Origin of the sequence: Rubellimicrobium thermophilum DSM 16684, from assembly GCF_000442315.1 — a bacterium.
GTDB classification, from domain to species: Bacteria; Pseudomonadota; Alphaproteobacteria; order Rhodobacterales; family Rhodobacteraceae; genus Rubellimicrobium; species Rubellimicrobium thermophilum.
This window is the reverse complement of record NZ_KE557320.1, coordinates 39,900-58,301: the sequence shown is the minus strand read 5'-3', so window position 1 is coordinate 58,301 and position 18,402 is coordinate 39,900. Positions and strand designations below refer to the sequence as shown.

At 68.8% G+C, this 18,402-nt stretch carries 18 protein-coding genes and 1 pseudogene; 10 read left to right on the top strand and 9 right to left on the bottom strand.

The window, feature by feature from the left end; all coding sequences use genetic code 11:
- Complete coding sequence (locus RUTHE_RS01270; protein WP_021096413.1) at nucleotides 1-516, bottom strand: DUF6446 family protein; 516 nt, start codon at nucleotides 514-516, stop codon at nucleotides 1-3.
- Entirely contained in the window at nucleotides 513-1,442 is a 930-nt protein-coding gene (locus RUTHE_RS01265; RefSeq protein ID WP_021096412.1) for a glycine--tRNA ligase subunit alpha, read from the bottom strand. The genes RUTHE_RS01270 and RUTHE_RS01265 overlap by 4 nt, the downstream gene beginning before the upstream one ends.
- A gap of 207 nt (nucleotides 1,443-1,649) precedes the next feature.
- Here RUTHE_RS01265 and RUTHE_RS01260 point away from each other — a divergent pair, with 207 nt between their 5' ends.
- Complete coding sequence (locus tag RUTHE_RS01260; RefSeq protein ID WP_245542175.1) at nucleotides 1,650-3,254, top strand: trypsin-like peptidase domain-containing protein; 1,605 nt, start codon at nucleotides 1,650-1,652, stop codon at nucleotides 3,252-3,254.
- Nucleotides 3,212-3,361 (top strand): hypothetical protein, encoded by a 150-nt coding sequence (locus RUTHE_RS17250; protein ID WP_021096410.1) that lies wholly within the window; start codon nucleotides 3,212-3,214, stop codon nucleotides 3,359-3,361. The genes RUTHE_RS01260 and RUTHE_RS17250 overlap by 43 nt, the downstream gene beginning before the upstream one ends.
- 9 nt (nucleotides 3,362-3,370) lie before the next feature.
- On the opposite strand, the gene RUTHE_RS01255 is transcribed toward RUTHE_RS17250, so the two are convergent.
- On the bottom strand, nucleotides 3,371-3,799 hold the full coding sequence (locus RUTHE_RS01255) for an OsmC family peroxiredoxin (RefSeq protein WP_021096409.1): 429 nt from the start codon (nucleotides 3,797-3,799) through the stop codon (nucleotides 3,371-3,373).
- Nucleotides 3,800-4,067: 268 nt separating this feature from the next.
- Between RUTHE_RS01255 and RUTHE_RS01250 the strand changes: the two genes are divergently transcribed.
- Nucleotides 4,068-5,558, top strand: coding sequence for a DEAD/DEAH box helicase (locus RUTHE_RS01250; RefSeq protein WP_021096408.1), 1,491 nt, complete (start codon nucleotides 4,068-4,070; stop codon nucleotides 5,556-5,558).
- Nucleotides 5,559-5,598: 40 nt separating this feature from the next.
- Here the strand turns inward: RUTHE_RS01250 and xylB are convergent, their stop codons facing one another.
- The 5 genes from xylB to RUTHE_RS01225 form a co-directional block, all read right to left on the bottom strand.
- Entirely contained in the window at nucleotides 5,599-7,047 is a 1,449-nt protein-coding gene (xylB, locus tag RUTHE_RS01245; RefSeq protein ID WP_021096407.1) for a xylulokinase, read from the bottom strand.
- A complete protein-coding gene (locus RUTHE_RS01240; protein WP_021096406.1) occupies nucleotides 7,047-8,015 on the bottom strand; it encodes a sugar-binding transcriptional regulator in 969 nt (322 codons plus the stop codon). Before RUTHE_RS01240 ends, xylB begins: the two co-directional genes overlap by 1 nt.
- A gap of 8 nt (nucleotides 8,016-8,023) precedes the next feature.
- Nucleotides 8,024-8,851 carry a carbohydrate ABC transporter permease gene (locus RUTHE_RS01235; RefSeq protein ID WP_021096405.1) on the bottom strand — a complete coding sequence of 276 codons (828 nt, stop codon included), beginning with the start codon at nucleotides 8,849-8,851 and terminating at the stop codon, nucleotides 8,024-8,026.
- A 1-nt stretch (nucleotide 8,852) separates the two neighbouring features.
- Entirely contained in the window at nucleotides 8,853-9,731 is an 879-nt protein-coding gene (locus RUTHE_RS01230) for a carbohydrate ABC transporter permease (RefSeq protein ID WP_021096404.1), read from the bottom strand.
- 141 nt (nucleotides 9,732-9,872) lie between these two features.
- Nucleotides 9,873-11,213, bottom strand: a complete 1,341-nt coding sequence (locus tag RUTHE_RS01225; RefSeq protein WP_021096403.1) for an ABC transporter substrate-binding protein — start codon at nucleotides 11,211-11,213, stop codon at nucleotides 9,873-9,875.
- Between the two features lie 136 nt (nucleotides 11,214-11,349).
- Between RUTHE_RS01225 and RUTHE_RS01220 the strand changes: the two genes are divergently transcribed.
- The 6 genes and pseudogenes from RUTHE_RS01220 (at nucleotide 11,350) to RUTHE_RS01200 (ending at nucleotide 16,008) form a co-directional block, all read left to right on the top strand.
- Entirely contained in the window at nucleotides 11,350-12,411 is a 1,062-nt protein-coding gene (locus RUTHE_RS01220) for an ABC transporter ATP-binding protein (RefSeq protein ID WP_021096402.1), read from the top strand.
- Nucleotides 12,408-12,905 (top strand): annotated as a pseudogene (locus RUTHE_RS18520) (iron-containing alcohol dehydrogenase); the annotation flags it as partial. The gene RUTHE_RS01220 and the pseudogene RUTHE_RS18520, both read left to right, overlap by 4 nt.
- Before the next feature lie 238 nt (nucleotides 12,906-13,143).
- Nucleotides 13,144-13,752 (top strand): dehydroquinate synthase/iron-containing alcohol dehydrogenase family protein, encoded by a 609-nt coding sequence (locus RUTHE_RS15210; protein ID WP_021096401.1) that lies wholly within the window; start codon nucleotides 13,144-13,146, stop codon nucleotides 13,750-13,752.
- On the top strand, nucleotides 13,749-14,309 hold the full coding sequence (locus RUTHE_RS01210; protein ID WP_021096400.1) for an SIS domain-containing protein: 561 nt from the start codon (nucleotides 13,749-13,751) through the stop codon (nucleotides 14,307-14,309). Before RUTHE_RS15210 ends, RUTHE_RS01210 begins: the two co-directional genes overlap by 4 nt.
- A gap of 3 nt (nucleotides 14,310-14,312) precedes the next feature.
- Nucleotides 14,313-15,080, top strand: coding sequence for an SDR family NAD(P)-dependent oxidoreductase (locus RUTHE_RS01205; protein ID WP_021096399.1), 768 nt, complete (start codon nucleotides 14,313-14,315; stop codon nucleotides 15,078-15,080).
- Nucleotides 15,073-16,008 carry an HAD-IIA family hydrolase gene (locus RUTHE_RS01200; protein ID WP_021096398.1) on the top strand — a complete coding sequence of 312 codons (936 nt, stop codon included), beginning with the start codon at nucleotides 15,073-15,075 and terminating at the stop codon, nucleotides 16,006-16,008. The genes RUTHE_RS01205 and RUTHE_RS01200 overlap by 8 nt, the downstream gene beginning before the upstream one ends.
- A gap of 9 nt (nucleotides 16,009-16,017) precedes the next feature.
- Here the strand turns inward: RUTHE_RS01200 and RUTHE_RS01195 are convergent, their stop codons facing one another.
- Nucleotides 16,018-16,881: a PfkB family carbohydrate kinase gene (locus RUTHE_RS01195; RefSeq protein WP_040644911.1), complete on the bottom strand. Its 864-nt coding sequence runs from the start codon at nucleotides 16,879-16,881 to the stop codon at nucleotides 16,018-16,020.
- A gap of 280 nt (nucleotides 16,882-17,161) precedes the next feature.
- Here RUTHE_RS01195 and RUTHE_RS01190 point away from each other — a divergent pair, with 280 nt between their 5' ends.
- On the top strand, nucleotides 17,162-18,124 hold the full coding sequence (locus RUTHE_RS01190; RefSeq protein WP_021096396.1) for a sugar phosphate isomerase/epimerase family protein: 963 nt from the start codon (nucleotides 17,162-17,164) through the stop codon (nucleotides 18,122-18,124).
- Nucleotides 18,125-18,402 lie beyond the last annotated feature (278 nt).

Genomic DNA, 18,402 nt, shown 5'->3' with positions numbered 1-18,402 from the left:
TCAGTCTCGTTCCGGCAGGGGCGGGCAGCCGTCGGGCACCGGCTCGCCGTCGAAGACGACCGCCCCGCAGGCGTTGATCTGGTTCCAGGCATAGGCGCGTCCGTCGGGGAACAGCACCAGGACGCGGTCGATTCCCCAGACGATGTCCTTCTGCCCCAGAACGGCGCGCGCCTCGCGCCGCTCCAGCGCTTCGCCGATGGCCGCGGCGTCGAAGCAGTCGAACCAGGGGGGGGCGACGGGAGGCCGGGGATCGGCGAAGGGCACAAGGTCGCGCGCGCTCGCCTCGGGCGGCAGGCGAAGGCAGGCCCGGTAGCGGATGGGCGAGGATGGAGCGTCGATCCCCTCGAAATCCACCGGCGCGACTTCCAGCAGACGCCCGGATGCGGTGGCCAGATGCACCGTTTCGGGCGGCTCGACCGGTTCATAGAAGGCATAGACCTGCAGATACCACATCGCCGCCCCCGCCAGGGCAGCGGTCAGCAGCATTGCGGACAGCAGGACGCGGGCGGTCGTCACGCGGCCTCTCCTGTCCATCCTCCGGCTTCGGTCCGCACGAAGGCATCCGCGCAGAGCTTGGCCAGCGCCCGGACACGGCCGATATAGGCCTGCCTTTCGGTGACGGAGATGACGCCCCGGGCATCGAGCAGATTGAACAGATGGCTGGCCTTGATGCATTGATCATAGGCAGGATGGGCCATCACGATGCGCCGACCCGTCCGCGGGTCCGTCTCTTCGGCCGCCAGAAGCGCCCGGCATTCCGCCTCTGCGTCCTCGAAATGGCGCAGCAGGCGTTCGGTATCGGCCGCGTCGAAATTGTGGCGCGAATATTCCTCCTCGGTCTGGCGGAAGACGTCTCCATAGGTCAGGGGGATGGGCGCGCCGGGGTCGTTGAAGGGCATCTCCATCACATGCTCCACGCCCAGCACATACATCGCCAGCCGCTCGAGCCCATAGGTCAGCTCGCCCGAGACGGGATGGCAGTCATGCCCGCCGACCTGCTGAAAATAGGTGAACTGCGACACTTCCATCCCGTCGCACCACACCTCCCATCCCAGCCCCCAGGCGCCGAGCGTGGGGCTTTCCCAGTCGTCCTCGACAAAGCGGATGTCATGAAGATGCAGGTCGATGCCGATCGCCTCGAGCGAGCCGAGATAGAGATCCTGCAGATCCGGCGGAGAGGGTTTGATGAGGACCTGATACTGGTAGTAGTGCTGCAGCCGGTTGGGATTCTCGCCATAGCGCCCGTCCGTGGGCCGGCGCGAAGGCTGGACATAGGCCGCCGCCCAGGGGCGTGTGCCCAGCGCGCGAAGCGTCGTGGCGGGATGGAAGGTGCCCGCCCCCACCTCCATGTCATAGGGCTGGAGAATCGCGCAGCCGGCCTGCGCCCAGTAGGTCTGCAACCGCAGGATGATCTCCTGGAAGGAACGGGGAAGCGTGGCCACGATCTGCCCTCCGGTCGTGTCGGGCCCGTCCTAGTCGGCACCCTTCAGAGGGGCAAGGGGGCCACGGTTCACGGATGTCATCAGCTCCCACGCAGATTTGTGCTGCAGCCGTCCCGTGGCTGAGGCACTGCTAACCCCGCATGAGACAGCCGATGATACGGACGGGTGATGAGAACAGGGTGGATCGCGGGGCTCGTCATGTCTGTCATGACGGTTCAGACCGTGACAGCACAGGAGGGGGGCAGGCAGACAGGACCGGTCTGGGTGCAGATCGAGGCCCTGCCCACGCTCGGGCGCGCCCAGGATCGCGTTGCGGCCTATGCGGACACCCTTGCCGATGTGCAGGGCTACTATCTCGGTTCGGGCTGGTATGGTGTCGTGCTCGGGCCTTATGCCTCGCGCGAAGAGGCGGAGGCGGTGCGCCGCCAGCTTCTGGCCGAGGGCCTCATCCCCCGCGACGCCTTCATCGCGGATGGTCGCAGCTTCCGCCAGCAGTTCCATCCCCTCGCCGCGCAGGAGCCGACCTCTGCCCCGGCGACGGCCCCGGCATCGCCGGAAAGCCTGAGGGAGCCCACCGCGACGACCGGGCATGCCCTGCCCGAGGAAAGCCCCGAGGAGGCCCTCGGATCCGAAGCGGCGCTCAGCCAGCAGGAGAAGGAGCTGATCCAGATCGCCCTGCAATGGGCCGGGTTCTATTCGGGCGGCATCGACGGCGTCTTCGGGCGCGGCACGCGGGCCGCCATGGCCGCATGGCAGCGGGCCAATGGCCGCGATGTCACCGGCATCCTCACCACGCGCGAGCGGGCAGAGCTTCTGGCCGCCTATCACGCCCCTCTTGACGGTCTGGGCATGGAGACGCTGCGCGACACGGCCGCGGGGATCGAGATCGCGCTTCCGCTCGCCCTGCTGAAGCCGCCCGTCCACAACCCGCCCTTCGTCCGCTTCGATCCGGCCGGGGATCCTGCCGTGCGGGTCATCCTCATTTCCCAGCCCGGCGATGCGGAACGTCTGGCAGGCCTCTACGAGATCATGCAGACGCTCGAAATCGTCCCGCCCGAAGGCCCGCGCCAGCGGAGCGCCGATGCCTTTGCGATCGAGGGGATCGACGAACGCATCCACTCGACGACCTATGCCTGGCTCGTGGACGGCGAGATCAAGGGCTTCACCCTTGTCTGGCCCGCCGGCGACGAAGAGCGCCGCTCCCGCGTGATCGAGCTCATGCGCACGAGTTTCCGGCGATTGCCCGGCACGCTCGATCCCGGGGCGAGCCCGGCCGGCGAGGATCAGGCCGTGGACCTCGTCTCGGGGCTCCGCATCCGGCAGGCGCAGCAGACCGCCTCGGGCTTCTTCGTGGACGGGGACGGCACCGTGGTCACGGCGGCCGCAGCCGTCGAAGGCTGCGGGGAGGTGACGATCGACGGCGGCGTGACCGCCCGCGTGACCGCCCTGAGGGCGGATCTGGGCCTTGCCGTCCTCGATCCCGAGGAGCCGCTGGCCCCCCGCAGCGTTGCGGCATTTCAGACTGCGGTGCCGCGCATCGCCGCAGAGGTGGCCGTGGCCGGATTCCCCTATGGTCCGGCACTGGCCCAACCCGCCCTGACCTTCGGCACCCTGGCCGATATCCGTGGCCTGAACGGCGAGGAGCAGGTCAAGCGCCTCGCCCTGGCGGCCCAGCCGGGCGACATGGGCGGCCCCGTGCTGGATGCGGGGGGCGCCGTGCTGGGAATGCTGCTGCCCCACCGGAAGGGGCGCAACAGCTCCCCCCTGACATGCGCTATGCGCTCGAGACCGATGCCATCCTCGACGCGCTAGCCCAGATGGGGATCCGCCCCGCCACCACCGATGCCCTTCCGCCGCTCACCCCCGAACGGCTGACCCGCGAGGCAGAGGGTCTGGCCGTTCTGGTGTCCTGCTGGTAGGACGCCCCTTCAGGCAAGGCGCGCCGTCATCGTGATCTGCGCGCCCTTGAGCAGTCTGGAGACCGGACAGCCCGTCTTGGTCTCCTCCGCGATCTTCTGGAACTGGGCTTCGTCGGCGCCGGGGATCCTGGCTACCACATCGAGATGGATCTGCGTGATCTCGGCCCCTTCGGACTTCGTTTCCAGGGTCACCGTGCTCTTGGCCTCGATGGAGTCCGCCACCAGACCGGCCTTCTCGAGGCCCACACTCATCGCCATGGCAAAGCAGGCCGCATGGGCCGCACCAATGAGCTCTTCGGGATTGGTGCCGCGCTCTTCACCGAATCGCCTGGCGAAGCTGTATTTCTGGTCCATGAGGGACCCCGTCTCCGTCGAGACCGTGCCCTGCCCTTCCTTGAGCTTGCCCTGCCAGCGCGCGCTGCCGAATTTGCGGATCATGTTGCCCTCCGTGATGCGCGCCAAGCTAGTGCACCCCACGGACATGCCAAGGGGGGGGCGGAGCGCGGACATGCCAAGGAGGGGGCGGAGCGGCGACAGGAACAACGGACAAGAGGGTTGACCTTCCGTCGCCTTTCCCCTAACGCACAAGGCGCAATTGCATGACGCCCAAGGCGTTGACACGACAGTCCCGGCAATCCGGCCGGGCCGGCCGCGCGACAGGGAAGCGGCCACCCATGCCGCATCATCCACTGCGAACGGACCCCGCTTGACACAGTTCTCCGACCTCAATCTCGATCCTCGCGTCCTCCAGGCCGTCACCGAAGCCGGCTACACGACGCCCACCCCGATCCAGGCCCAGGCGATTCCCCCCGCGATCGAGGGGCGCGATGTCCTCGGCATCGCCCAGACCGGAACGGGCAAGACGGCGTCCTTCGTGCTGCCCATGATCACGCGGCTTCAGCAGGGCCGGGCGCGCGCCCGGATGCCGCGTTCGCTGGTGCTCTGTCCCACACGCGAACTGGCCGCCCAGGTGGCCGAGAATTTCGACCGATACGCCGCCCATGTGAAGCTCTCCAAGGCGCTGCTGATCGGGGGGGTGTCCTTCAAGGACCAGGACGCCCTGATCGATCGCGGTGTGGACGTGCTCATCGCCACGCCCGGCCGCCTGCTCGATCATTTCGAGCGCGGCAAGCTGCTGCTCACCGGGATCGAGATCATGGTCGTGGACGAGGCCGACCGGATGCTCGACATGGGCTTCATCCCCGACATCGAGCGCATCTTCGGCCTGCTGCGTCCCGGCAGCTTCCAGACGCTGTTCTTCTCGGCCACCATGGCGAAGGAGATCGAGCGGCTGACCCGCGCCTTCCTGCGCGACCCTGTCAAGGTGGAGGTCGCCCGCCGCGCCACGGCCGCCGAAACCATCACCCAGGGGCTTGTCCTGCTCGAGCCCTCCCGACGCGAGAGCGAGGCCGCCGAGAAGCGCGCCGTCCTGCGCGCCCTCATCGATGCCGAGGGAGAAGCCTGCACCAACGCCATCGTCTTCTGCAACCGCAAGGTCGATGTGGACATTGTCGCCAGGAGCCTGCGGAAATACGGCTACAATGCCGCCGCGATCCATGGCGACCTCGACCAGTCCGAGCGGATGCGCACGCTCGAGTCCTTCCGTGAAGGGCGCCTGCGTCTGCTGGTGGCCTCGGATGTGGCGGCGCGCGGGCTCGACATTCCGGCCGTGAGCCATGTCTTCAACTTCGATGTCCCCACCCATTCGGAGGATTATGTCCATCGCATCGGGCGCACGGGGCGTGCCGGCCGCTCCGGCAAGGCTCTGACCATCGCCGTCCCGCGCGACGAGAAGCTTCTTGCCGCCATCGAGACCCTGATCCAGCGCGAGATTCCCCGGGTCGAGAACCCGCTGAAGGGTGCCCCGCCGCGGCCTTCGTCTGGCGCCGCCTCCGCGGGCGAACAGAGGTCCGACCGGCGCCGGGGCCGGGAACAGGCCCGCCAGTCCGAGGGCCCGAAACGCCGCACGGCCGCAGCAGCCGCCTTGCCCGAACCGGCAGCGGCGGCGGACAGCGCCCCCCGCCCCGAGCCGCGCCGCGAGAGGCCGGAACGGCCCCGCCGCGAAGACCGCCGGGACGAGCGGCGCGAGGACATCCAGCCCCCCCGCCCTCAGGCCGAGGAGGATTGCATCGTGGGCATGGGCGACGACGTTCCGTCCTTCATCGCCCGCAGCTTCGAAGAGCGGCTGGCCGGATGACAAGGGCCCCTGAGCGGGCCTGCGCCGCATCGGATAGGGATCAGAAGCCTGTCAGCGCGGCCATGCCCATGCGCCGCAAGGCCAGTCCCTCGGCCAGGGCAGGATCGGGCGCGACCTCGCGGCGGGCGGGGACGGGCTCCGACAGGATCCCGACCGGCGCCCCGGCCGCGACGGCGGCCAGCCGCGCCGCCCCGCGTGGGCCGGCCATGTCGGCGCCCTCGATCAGGGCCAGCGGACGGCCCAGCACGCTGGCCATCAGCCGCAGCCACAGCGCGCTGCGCGTGCCGCCGCCGACCACGGTGAACCGCTCGGGCCGCACCCCCACCTCCTCCTGCGCGGCGATGCAGTCGGCGAACTGGAAGGCGACGCCCTCCATCGTCGCATAGGCCAGCATCGCCGGCGTGACGCCCGGATGCAGCCCCGCCATGCGCCCCGTCAGGTCCGGGCGGTTCAGCGGCGTGCGGATGCCGGTCAGGCAGGGGAGGAACAGCGGCGCGGCCTCGATGCCACGGGCGGCGAAGGCCGTGGCCTCGGCGTCCAGATCGGGCACGGCGCGCCCGGTGATCTGGCCCAGCCAGTCGAGGCTCGCCGTTGCCGACATCACTACACCCATGGACAGGAAGACCCCCGGTACGACATGGGCCGAGGTCAGGATCGCGCGCTCCGGTCCGGGGTGGAAGGCCGCATCCACCACGCAGGCCACGCCCGAGGTGCCGACGGTCAGCACCGCATCCCCCGGCCGCACCCCGCCCGCGCCGAGCGTGGAGCCCATGTTGTCCCCCGCGCCCGCCGCCACCGCGACCGGCCCCGTCATGCCCCAGCGGGCGCACAGCTCGGGCCTTAGCCGCCCGGCCTCGGCCCAGCTGTCCAGCACCGGGGGCAGATGCGCCGGATCCCAGCCTGCGGCTGCGCAGAGCGCAGGGTCCCAGCTCCCCGAGACAACGTCCAGAAGCTGCGTCCCGCCCGCATCCGAAGGCTCCGTCGCGACCTCCCCGGTCAGGGCGAGGCGGACGTAATCCTTGGTCAGCAAGAGCATCCGCGCGCGGTCCATCAGCTGTGGCTCGTGCTTGCGCAGCCACATCAGCTTCGGCGCGGTGATGCCGGGGTCGGGCGTGCCATTGGTGCGCCGGCCGATGTCGGGCACCGCCGCCAGCAGCTCGGCACATTCCGCGATCGCGCGCTGGTCGTTCCACAGCATCGCCGGGCGCAACGGGCGCAAGGCGTCATCCAGGATCAGCGCCGCCAGCATCTGGCCCGACAGCCCGATCCCCTCGACTGCCGCCATTTCGCGCGGGGCCACGGCCGCCAGCCGGTCGAGACAGGAAAACACCGTGGAGACCCAGAGGTCGGCGTCCTGTTCGGACCAGCCTAGCTGCGGGCGGCTGACCGCCACGGGCTCTGCCGCCACGGCGACGACGCGGGAGAGATCCTCGATCAGCACCGCCTTGATGCCCGAGGTTCCGAGGTCGATGCCGACATGGAGCGCCATCAGCCGCGCTCCAGAAGTGTACGGGCGGTTGCCTCGTCGGTCACGAGGGTATTCACGACGCCCCGCTTCAGGATGGCGCGCACCACCGGCACCTTGTGAGGCCCCCCGGCGGCCAGGATGACATTCGGGATCGGCCCGAGATCTTCGAGCCCGATACCGATGACCCGCTCGTTGATCGGATGCGGGATCGGCTGTCCCTCGGCGTCGATCACCACGCCCAGCACGTCGCCCACCGCACCCAGGGCGCGCAGCTCCTCCATCGTCACGTCGCCGGGCAACCCGTCGCGCATCAGAAGCGAAGCCTTCGAGATGTCGCCCGCCGCCATGGCCAGCGCATCGACGCTCCGCAGCTTTTCCAGCACCTCGCGGAACACGTCGAGCTGCATGATCGTGTCGCGGCTTTCCCGGCTGCCGGCGTAGAGCGGCGCGGTGAAATAACTGTGCTGGGCGCCCAGCAGGTCGGCCAGGCGCGTGGTGATCTCGAAACTGTTCAGATCCGATCCGCGGGTAAGCCCCCCCATGACCGAGATCACCTCGAGATCCGGCCGGTTCATCGCCGCGACGAAGCGGGTGGCGATGTTCAGCGTCCCGCCCCAGGACATGCCGAACAGACGCACCTTCGGGTCGGCCAGCACTTCGGACAGAAGGTTGCCCAGTGCCGCGCCCGTGATCATCTGCACATCGCGCGGATCCATCGGCGCGGGGGCGACATAGGCCTGCTTCAGCCCCCAGCGCGCGCGCAGCGCCGCCTCAAGTTCGGCACAGGCGGCGAAGGCGGTATTGAAGGTGATGCGGACCAGGCCCCGGGCCCGCGCCTCGGCCAGGGCCTTGTTGACGCGCAGCCGCGTCGCGCCCAGCTTTTCGGCCACCTTCTCCTGCGTCAGCCCTTCGACATGATAGGCCCAGGCGACCTGGGCCAGGAAACGCTCCTCGGTGTCGATCTGCGGAAGCTTCGGCGCGCGGGCCATGACACCCCCTACTTCACGGCCCCCATCGTCAGGCCCCGAACCAGGTGTTTCGACGCCAGCAGCGCGAAGATCAAGACAGGGACAACGATCAGCGTCGCCGTCGCCATGATCTTTCCGTAAGGAACATCATAGCCTTCCATGAAGGTCACAGCCATGGCGGGGGCGGTCTTCGCGGCCTTGGGCGCGAGGATGTAGGCAAAGAGAAGCTCGTTCCACGAAAAGATGAAGGACAGGATGCTGCTCACCGCGACGCCCGGCATGGCCAACGGCAGGCAGATCGAACGGAAGATGCGCCACTGCGAGGCGCCCTCGAGCATGGCCGCCTCATCCAGCTCGTAGGGGATCGAGCGGAACTGGTCGGTGCAGATCCAGATCACGATCGGCAGGGTGAAGGTCAGATACATCAGGATCAGGGCCAGGTGGGTGTCGCGCAGCCCCACCTCGCGGGCGATTAGGAAGACAGGAAAGGCCAGCACCACGGGGCTGACGAAACGGTTGGTGATGAACCAGAACCACAGGTCGCGCTTGCCGCGGAACTCGAACCGCGCCAGCGCATAGGCTGCGGGCGTCCCCAGGCCCACGGCCAGTGCCGTGGTGCAGACCGCAACGATGATGGAATTGATGAGGGCCGGGCCGACCCTGTCCACGAACAGGACTTCCCAGTAATTCGCCAGCGTCGGTGTGAACCACCAGACCGGAGGGGATTCCAGCGCGACCACCTGCGTCTTCAGGCTGGTGGTGACCATCCAGTAGAAGGGGAAGACGCAGAAGAGACCGATGAGGAGGAGAAGCAGGCCTTCGGCCCAGAGATGGGGGCGGCGCACAGGGGCGGCCATGTCAGCGGACCTCGCGATAGAAGAGGCGGATGTAAAGCCGGGCCAGCACGATGGTGATCGCCAGCATGATGATCGACTGTGCCGCGGCCATGCCGATGTCGAACTGGCGGTTGCCTACACGCTCGATCAGCACGGCGATGAACTCGGTCGCGGATCCCGGACCGCCGCGCGTCATGGTGAAGGGCATGTCGAACAGCTTCAGCGTGTCGGCGGTGCGCAGGATCAGCACCGCAACGAGGCTCGGCACCAGGAAGGGCAACTGCACATGGCGCAGGATGGTCCAGCCGGATTTCGTCTCCAGCCGGGCGGCTTCCTCGATCTCGGGCGGAACGGTGGACAGGCCTGCCAGCAGGACCAGCGCGACAAAGGGCGTCCATTGCCAGATGTCCCACAGGACGACGGCGATGAATGCATTTGTAGGATCACCGATAAAATTGATTGGATCTATCCCGATCCAGCCCAGCATCTGGTTCACGACGCCGTATTTCTGATTCAGCATCACCTGCGCCAGCAGCCCCACCACGGCATAGGTCGTAGCCATCGGCAGCACGAGCGAAAGCCGCGTCAGCGTCTTCCAGAAGCCGAGGCCCGGCCGGTGCAGGACCAGCGCGATCATCAGGCCGAGGGCGATCTGGATCGGGACCGCGATGACGAACAGCATCGCCGTGCGGCCCACCGCGGCCCAGAACACCGGGTCGCCCAGCACGGCGACATAATTGTCGAGCCCCACGAATTTCTGCCTTGCGATGCGTGTCAGGTTGAAGTCGTGCAGACTCTTCCACACGGCGTAGCCGAGCGGCAGGATGCCGACAGCCGCCAGGGCTGTAACGGCAGGGCCAAGGAACGCCAGGATCGTCCTGCGCCGGACTCGGGCTGTCATCGTTCTCCCTCCCCCGGATCCGTCTCAGGAAACCGGTCTTGCCAGGGCGCCGTCCGCGCTCCGCCTATCGGGGGCACCGGCGCCACAGATGTCGGGCGCCGACCGCAGGCCGGCGCCCGGAACCTTCCGTCACATGTCCCGCTATTGAACCAGCGGCTTCTCGCCACTGTAATAGCCGGCATCCTCGAGCACCGCCTCCATGCGGGTCCCGATCTCGCGGGCACCATCCTCGATGCTGACCTCGCCCAGCATCATCTTCGTGCCCCATTCCTGCACGATCTCGCTGATCGTCGGCCATTCGGCAAAGCGCGGACGGAACTCGGGCACGCCTTCCTGCCAGCTCTCGACCAGGGCGGGCACGAACTTGAATTCCTCGGCAATGCCGGGGATCTGATAGACCGACTGCCGCGCCGGCACCCCGCCCTTGCGCAGATAGGTCTCGGCATTGGCCTTCGATGTCGCCCACTGGATGAAAAGCCAGCCAGCCGCCCTCTCGGCCTCGTCCGCCTGCGTGGCCACAGCCAGCGAGAAGCCACCAAGTGCGGGCTTGCGGCCCGCCGGGCCCATCGGCTCGGGGGCCACCTCGATGCAATCGGCCACCTTCGATGTCTCCGGACTGACGAGGGTGGTGTAGAAGGCCGACCATTCGGTGATCATCGCCACATCACCCTGGGCGAGCGCATTCACCGTCTCGGCATGGTCGTAGGCGACGATACCCGGCGGCATGTAGGCCATCAGCTCCTGCCGGAACTGGAGCCCCGCCTGGCTTTCGGGCGAGTTGAGGTTGGAGCGGAACTCTGCGTTCAGGAAGCTGCCGCCGAACGGCCAGAGCATCCGAGCGAAGCTGTCGGCCGACTGCGTCTCGTTGCGCTTGGACTGGAGCGCAAAGGCATATCTGCCATCCCCGGTCAGCGCCGGACCGTAGACGTCCTTCAGTTCCTCCCAGGTCTCGGGCGGGCGGTCGAAACCGGCCTCCTCCAGCATGCAGCGGTTGTAGAACAGCAGCCCCGAATAGTTGTCGATGGGCAGGCCGTAGACGACCCCGTTCCAGGCGCCGAAGGCATTGAGAACCAGCGGGAAGAAATCCTCGAGATCGAGCTCGGGATCGACCAGATCGGGGTTGGACGTGAACTCCTCGATCGGCACGATCCAGCCGTTCTCGGCAAAGTTGCCGATCCAGACGAGATCGATCAGTGCGAGATCGAGATCGCCGCCGGCCACGAAATCGCGCACCTGTTCGCCCAGCGCATTCTCGTAAGGCATCGTGGTGATGTTGATCGTGATGCCTGTGGCCGCTTCGAACTCGGGCAGCATCTCCCTGATGGCGTTGTAGCCGGGGCGATCCAGGAACACCACGTCAACGACCGTGCCCGCATAGGGCTTGGCGGCCTCTTCCAGCGACCAGGCCTGTGCCGCGCCGGCCAGCCCGGCCAGCGAGGCCGCAGCCAGCGCCACTGCGCTGATATGCGACTTGAACGTCATGCTTTCCTCCCCTTGGGCTCAGCGTTCCAGAGTTGACTTTCATTTGTAACGCTACGCATATAAATGTATCGAAACCGGAGCGAGTCAACCGGAAAATCGCAAGGCGCCGCCCGGGCGGCGCAGACATGGGGGGCGCATGGCCGAGGTCAGGCTGTCGGGTGTGAACAAGTTCTACGGCGGCGTGCAGGCGCTGCATTCGATCACTCTGACCATCGAGGATGGCGAGTTCGTGGTCTTCGTCGGCCCTTCGGGTTGCGGCAAATCCACGCTGCTGCGCTCCATCGCGGGACTGGAGGAGATCAGCGACGGCACCATCCACATCGACGACCGCGACGTGACCCGCGCCGCGCCGTCCGAACGCGACGTGGCCATGGTCTTCCAGTCCTACGCGCTCTATCCGCACATGACGGTGCGCGAGAACATGGACTTCGGCATGAGGATCAACAACTTCCCCGAAGCCGACCGCAAGCGCCGCATTGCCGAGGCCGCCCGCATCCTGCAACTGGAACCCTATCTCGACCGCAAGCCGGGACAGCTGTCGGGCGGCCAGCGCCAGCGCGTCGCCATCGGGCGCGCCATCGTCAAGAACCCCAAGGTGTTCCTCTTCGACGAGCCCCTGTCGAACCTCGATGCGAAACTCCGCGTCCAGATGCGGGTCGAGCTCGAGGCGCTGCACCGCGACCTCAAGGCCACGATGATCTATGTCACCCACGACCAGGTTGAGGCGATGACCATGGCCGACAAGATCGTCGTGCTGAACGCCGGCCGCATCGAACAGGTCGGCAGCCCGATGGAGCTTTACCACCGACCTGCGTCGGAATTCGTCGCCGGCTTCATCGGGGCGCCCTCGATGAATTTCCTGACCGTCGATCGGCGCGAGGGGCAGGCCATGCTGGACGGCGCATCCCTGGGCGCGGCACCGGCCGGGACGGTGAAGCTGGGGATCCGGCCCGAACATCTGGTCCTGCGCCCGGCGGGACAGGGACAGCTTGCCGCGACCGTATCTCTGACCGAGACTCTGGGCGGCGATGCCTATCTCTATGTCCGGCTTCCGGGCGGGCAGACCCTGGTCGTCCGGGCCGAGGGCGACACGACACTGGACCATGGCGCCCAGATCGGGCTCGACCTGCCGCCGCATCGCCTCCACCACTTCGCCGCCGACGGGCGGACGCTGGCCTCGGGCGGGGTGGCGGCATGAGCGGGCCGGACCCGATCCGCGAGGCCGTGGCGCGTTCGGCCCATGTGGCCGAAGTGCTGATCGGACGCGGGGTGCTGGCCGAGGCGGGCAGCCTCTACGCCCGGCATTTCTCGGGCCCCGTGGTCCTGATGGCCGACGACCGCGGCTGGGGCGCGGCGGGGGAGGCGGTAGAGGCGGCCTTCGCGGCAGCCGGCATCCCGACGCGCCGCCATGTCATTCCGGCCATCCCGCGCCCCAAGCCCACGGTGGACTTGGCCGATTCGCTCCGCGCCGTGCTGCGTCCTGGCGAGACGCCCGTTGCCGTCGGCTCGGGCGTGATGAACGATGTGGTGAAGCATGCGGCCTTCACCGCCGGCATCCCCTATATGTGCGTGGCCACGGCGGCCAGCATGGACGGCTATACCTCGGCCGGCGCGCCCTTGTCGGAGAAGGGGTTCAAGAAGACCATCCCCTGCCGCCCGGCGAAGGTCTTGCTCGCCGACCTCGACGTGATCGCCGCCGCCCCGCCCGAGATGACGGGCTGGGGCTATGGCGACCTCGCGGGCAAGGTTCCGGCGGGGGGCGACTGGATCATTGCCGATGCGCTGGGGATCGAACCCATCGACGATGTCGCCTGGCCCATGGTGCAGGGCGGCCTCGAAGGCTGGCTGTCGCAGCCCGACCGGATCGCCGCCGGCGACCGCGCGGCGGTGGAGGGCCCTGTTCCTCGGCCTGACGCTGGTCGGTCTGGCGATGGAGGCGCACCGCTCCTCGCGCCCCGCCTCCGGGGCCGACCACCAGATCGCCCATCTATGGGAGATGGACGACCTGCACCACAACGGCGAGCGGGTCAGCCATGGCGCCTGCGTCGCGGTCGGCGCCATGGCGGCCTTGCGGATGTTCGACTGGCTTCTCGCGCGCGACCTCACCGCGCTCGACCCCGCCCGCCGGGCGGCCGAAGCCCCGACCCTTGCCGCGAAGGAGGCCGAGATTCGCGCCCGCTTCGGCCCCGGGGAGATCGCCGAACGCGCCATCGAGGAGACCCGCGCCAAGCATGTCGAGGGGGCCGCGTTGCAGGCCCGCCTGACCCGCTTGCGCGACATCTGGCCCGACCTGTCGGCCCGGCTGCGCGCCCGGCTCTGGCCCGCGGAGCGCATGGCCAATCATCTCGCCCGCGCCGGCGCCCCGGTCGAGGCGGCGGACATCGGCGTCGATCCGGCCTATCTGCACCGCACGATCCTGAAGGCCCGCTTCCTGCGCAGCCGCTATACCGTGCTCGACCTGCTGGACGAGGTCGGGCTTCTGGATCACGCTGCCCTGGCGGCCCTGCCGCAGACCCTGCAATCGAAGGTGGGCACATGACGCTTTCCGACCTTGCCGCCCGCGCTGCCGGGGAAATCCGCGATGCCGTGGCCGCAATCGACCCCGCCGCGTTGCAGGGGATGGTGGAGGAACTGGCCCAGGCCCGCCGCATCGTCTGCTACGGGGTGGGGCGCGAGGGGCTGATGATGCGGGCGCTTGCCATGCGCCTTTATCACATGGGGCTCGATGCGCATGTGGTGGGCGACATGTCCTGTCCGCCGGTCGGCCCCGGCGACCTATTGGTGGTCAGCGCGGGGCCGGGTGGCTTTTCCACCGTCGAGGGGCTGATCGGCGTCGCCCGCAAGGCGGGCGCGCGGGTGGCCTGCGTCACCGCCCAGCCTCAGGGCCCGGCCCCCCGTGCCGCCGACCGGGTATTCCTGATCCCGGCGCAGACCATGGCGAACGATCAGGGTGCGGCGGCGACTTCCGTCCTGCCGATGGGCTCGCTGTTCGAGGGCGCGCAGTATCTGGCCTTCGAGCTGCTGATCCTTTCCCTCCGCGACCATCTCGGCGTCACGCCCGAGGCGATGCGCGCGCGTCATACCAATCTGGAGTGACCGATGTCCTGGCAGGACCGCTTTTCGCTGACGGGGCGCAAGGCGCTGATCACCGGGGCCTCCAAGGGAATCGGGGCCGAGATCGCCCGCGTCTTTGCCGAGGCCGGCGCCGACATCGTGGCGCTGGGCCGCGATGCGGCCGACCTCGCCGCCACGGCCGAGGCCGTCCGCGCCCATGGCCGGCGCTGCCTGACCCTGACGGCCGAGATGGAAAGCCCGACCGAACCCGTCGAAGCCTGCGAACGCGCGCTGGCCGAATGGGGCACCATCGACATCCTGGTGAACTCCGCCGGGATCGCCCATGTCGCCCCGGCGGTGGATTTCACGACCGAGGCCTGGGACCGGATGATGGCCGTCAACCTGCGCGCCCCCTTCCTGACGGCCCGGACGCTGGCGCCGGCGATGATCGCGCAGAGGTGGGGAAAGGTCATCAACATCTCTTCCCAGACCGGGGTGATCGCGCTGGATGACCATGCGGCCTATGCCGCCTCCAAAGGCGGGCTGAACGCGCTCACGAAGTCGCTTTGCGCCGAATGGGCGCGGTTCAACGTGCAGGTCAACGCGATCTGCCCGACCGTGGTGATGACGCCCATGGGCCGACAGGTCTGGGGCAAGCCGGAAAAGGGCGACCCCTTCCGCAACGCCACCCCGGCAAGGCGCTTTGCCGAGCCGGTGGAGGTCGCCGACGCGGCCCTTTACCTCGCCTCGGACGCCTCAAGCATGGTCAACGGCGCGCTTCTGATGGTGGAAGGCGGGTTCACCAGTGTCTGACGTCTCCCTCGACGCCGGGCCGGGGGACATGCTCTCCGACGCGCCCTCTGCCTTCGCGCGGTATGAGGCGATCCGCCCCCGCCTGCCCGTCGCCCGTTATCCGGCGCAGTCGCTGCACCTGTCCTCGCTGGACGAGGTGGCGGATCAGGTGGACGGCTTCCTCCTCGATGCCTTCGGCGTCCTCAACGTGGGCGAAACCGCGATCCCCGGCGCGGTGGCGCGCATGGCGAGCCTTCGCCGGCGCGGGAAAAGGCTGGCGGTGCTGACCAATGCTGCCAGCTACACGCGCGATCAGCTTCTGGCCAAGTATCACCGCCTGGGCTTCGACTTCACCGCCGATGAGGTCGTGGCCTCGCGCGATGTCGCCGTGGCGCGGCTTGAGGCAATCGCCCCCGGCGCCACCTGGGCCGCGATCGCGGCGGCGGGCGACACCTTCGCCGATATCCCTGCGCACCTTGTCGATGCGCTGGCCGACCCCGCCGCCTTCGACCGGGCCGATGCGATCCTGTTCCTGTCCACCGCACGCTGGTCGCCTGCGCTGCAACGCCGCCTGGCCTTGGCGCTCGACCGTCGCCCGCGCCCCCTTGTCATCGCCAATCCCGACCTCGTCGCCCCGCGCGAAGGCGGTCTCACGCTGGAGCCGGGGCTCTTCGGCCATGACCTTCTGGATGCCCTGCCGGGGCTCGAGGTGCACTGGTTCGGCAAACCCTTCCCCGAGGCCTTCGCCGAAGGCATCGCCCGCACCGGCCTGGCACCCGACCGCCTGGCCATGGTGGGCGATACGCTGCACACCGATGTGCTGGGTGGCGCAGCGGCGGGTTGCCGCAGCGTGCTGGTCACCGATCACGGCCTCTTTGCCGGTCGCGCCACCGCGCCCTTCATCGCCGCTTCCGGCATCGTGCCGGATTTCATCGTGCCAAGCCCCTGAGCCCCCCGCTCAGCCCGGCGCCTGCCCGCCGACATGCCGCGCGGCGGCCAGCGAGGCTGCGCCCGCCGCCGCGCGCAGGTCCAGCCCGCGCACGAGCCCCGCGGCCAGCGTGCCGATGAAGGTGTCGCCCGCCCCGTGGCTGGACACCGCCCGCACCTTCTCGGCCGGCAGCGCAAACCCCGTCTCCCCCTCTGCCGCCGCCAACCCCAGACTGCCCGCGGTGACGATCGCTGCCGGAAACCGCCGCGCCAGACTTTCAGCCGCGGCGCGCGCCTCTTCCAGCGACCGGACGGCACCCGCGCCCATCATCTCGGCCTCGACCGCGTTAACGACCAGAAGATCGACCAGCCCCGCCAGGTCCGCCGGCAGTTCCCGCGCCGGGGCGGCGTTCAGCAGGCAGCGCACACCCCGCGCCCGCGCCTCGCGCGCCGCCGCCAGGTTCAGCGCCTCGGAAACCTCGTTCTGCAGGATCAGCAGGCCCACATCCCGCCATAGATCGGGCGCGGCCAGCGCCGCCGGATCGGCCTTGAGGTTCGCGCCCGAGACGATGGTCGCGGCATAGTCGCCCCGCGCGTCGAGGATCGCCACGCTCATCCCCGACCCCACGCCGGGCAGGGTCTGCACGAAACGGTCCTCCACCCCGCCCGCCCGCAACCCCTGCCGCAGGAAGGCGCCGAAGCCGTCATCGCCCACCGCGCCGAACATCCGGCAGGGGGCGCCGGCGCGGGCCACCGCCACCGCCTGATTGCCGCCCTTGCCGCCGAACTTGGGATACCAGCGCCGCCCGACCGCCGTCTCGTCGCGGCGGGGCAGGTGGTCGGCCTCGACCATGATGTCATGGTGCAGGCTGCCGACGACAAGGACGGTGGGCATGGTCACGGGCTGGATCTCCCTCGCTCTGCCGACAGGTTACGGCCCGCGCGGCCCGGTGCAACTGTTGCCTGCTGCGCTCCGCCTCCTGCTCTCCGGATCGGAGGACGGGGCTGATTGACAGCCCCCTCACGCCATCTAACATCGCGGCCGCTGTCAGCGCCTGTGACCAGACCGGGGCCCGCTGCCCGGGGCGGCAGGGGTGCCTTGCAGCCGCATCCTTGCCCGATACCGACCCCCCTGCCCCATTGGGACACAACCAGCCCGGACTGATCACGCCACCATGATCCCGAACAGACCCCGCTATGCCACCCGGCTGAACGCCTTCGGACGCAAGGGCGACACGGTGGCCGAGATGATCGCGGCCGCCGCGCAGGTGGGGGGCCTCGATGCCGCCGACCTGAACTTTCCCGACCATTTCGAGCATCACCCCCCGGCCGAACTGACCCGGATCCTGACCGATCACGGCATGGCGCTGAACGGGCTTGCCATGCGCTACTACACCGATCCGGGCTTCCGGCTCGGGGCCTTCTCCCACCCCGATCCCGCCACCCGTCGCGCCGCGATCGACCTGACGAAGCGCGGCCTCGATGCGCTGGCCGACATGGGCGGGCGGCTGATGACGCTCTGGCTCGGGCAGGACGGGTTCGACTATTCCTTCCAGGCCGATTACGAGCGGATGTGGGACGACAGCATCGCCGCCATCGCCGAGATCGCCGATCATAACCCGTCCATCGACATCGCCATCGAATACAAGCCGAACGAACCCCGCGCCCATGTGGTGATGCCCGACATGGCGACGACCCTTCTGGCCCTAGCCGAGGTCGGGCGGCCCAACACCGGGGTCACGCTCGATTTCTGCCACATGCTCTTTGCCGGCGAGATGCCGGCGCGCGCCGCGATGCTGGCCGCGCGAAAAAGCCGCATCCTCGGCGTGCATCTGAACGACGGCTACGGCAAGCGCGACGACGGGCTGATCGCGGGTTCGGTCCATCCGGTGCAGACGGTCGAACTCTTCGTCGCGCTCGACCGGGCGGGCTATGACGGGGTGATCTATTTCGACACCTTCCCCGACCATGGCGGCACCGACCCCGTGGGCGAGGCGCGGGCCAACATCGCCGCGACCGACCGCCTGCGTGCCATTGCGCGCATTCTGGCCGCTGATCCCGCGCTGGCCGAGGCGCAGGCCCGCCAGGATGCCGCCGCCGCCACGCGGATTGTGATGGCCGCGCTTTATGGTGCCTGAATCCGCTCTGTCAGGGTCCGGAAACCCGCCCTGCCGCTTCGACGCCGGCCCTGCCGCTTCGACGCCGGGCGAGAGCCTCGGGAAGCGACGGCGGGTCAGGATGGCAAGGCCCGTCGCCTTGCGGGGCGCCTGCTGATCCCGGCTGTCCGGCGGCCGTTCGTGCCAAGGGCACCATCCGGGGACCGGCGGTCCTCCGCCATGCCCGGTTGCCAGGCAGAAGCGCAGCCCCTGGCAGCGCTCGAAGGCTCTGTTGTGCAAATCGGGTGATGGACAGGATT

Coding starts and splice junctions, on each gene's coding strand:
- RUTHE_RS01205 (WP_021096399.1), top strand. CDS start 14,313: ATGTCCTGGCAGGACCGCTTTTCGCTGACGGGGCGCAAGGCGCTGATC.
- RUTHE_RS01190 (WP_021096396.1), top strand. CDS start 17,162: ATGATCCCGAACAGACCCCGCTATGCCACCCGGCTGAACGCCTTCGGA.
- RUTHE_RS01235 (WP_021096405.1), bottom strand. CDS start 8,851: ATGGCCGCCCCTGTGCGCCGCCCCCATCTCTGGGCCGAAGGCCTGCTT.
- RUTHE_RS01220 (WP_021096402.1), top strand. CDS start 11,350: ATGGCCGAGGTCAGGCTGTCGGGTGTGAACAAGTTCTACGGCGGCGTG.
- RUTHE_RS01225 (WP_021096403.1), bottom strand. CDS start 11,213: ATGACGTTCAAGTCGCATATCAGCGCAGTGGCGCTGGCTGCGGCCTCG.
- RUTHE_RS01195 (WP_040644911.1), bottom strand. CDS start 16,881: ATGCCCACCGTCCTTGTCGTCGGCAGCCTGCACCATGACATCATGGTC.
- xylB (WP_021096407.1), bottom strand. CDS start 7,047: ATGGCGCTCCATGTCGGCATCGACCTCGGAACCTCGGGCATCAAGGCG.
- RUTHE_RS15210 (WP_021096401.1), top strand. CDS start 13,144: ATGGAGGCGCACCGCTCCTCGCGCCCCGCCTCCGGGGCCGACCACCAG.
- RUTHE_RS01210 (WP_021096400.1), top strand. CDS start 13,749: ATGACGCTTTCCGACCTTGCCGCCCGCGCTGCCGGGGAAATCCGCGAT.
- RUTHE_RS01230 (WP_021096404.1), bottom strand. CDS start 9,731: ATGACAGCCCGAGTCCGGCGCAGGACGATCCTGGCGTTCCTTGGCCCT.
- RUTHE_RS01260 (WP_245542175.1), top strand. CDS start 1,650: ATGACGGTTCAGACCGTGACAGCACAGGAGGGGGGCAGGCAGACAGGA.
- RUTHE_RS01255 (WP_021096409.1), bottom strand. CDS start 3,799: ATGATCCGCAAATTCGGCAGCGCGCGCTGGCAGGGCAAGCTCAAGGAA.
- RUTHE_RS17250 (WP_021096410.1), top strand. CDS start 3,212: ATGCGCTATGCGCTCGAGACCGATGCCATCCTCGACGCGCTAGCCCAG.
- RUTHE_RS01240 (WP_021096406.1), bottom strand. CDS start 8,015: ATGGCCCGCGCGCCGAAGCTTCCGCAGATCGACACCGAGGAGCGTTTC.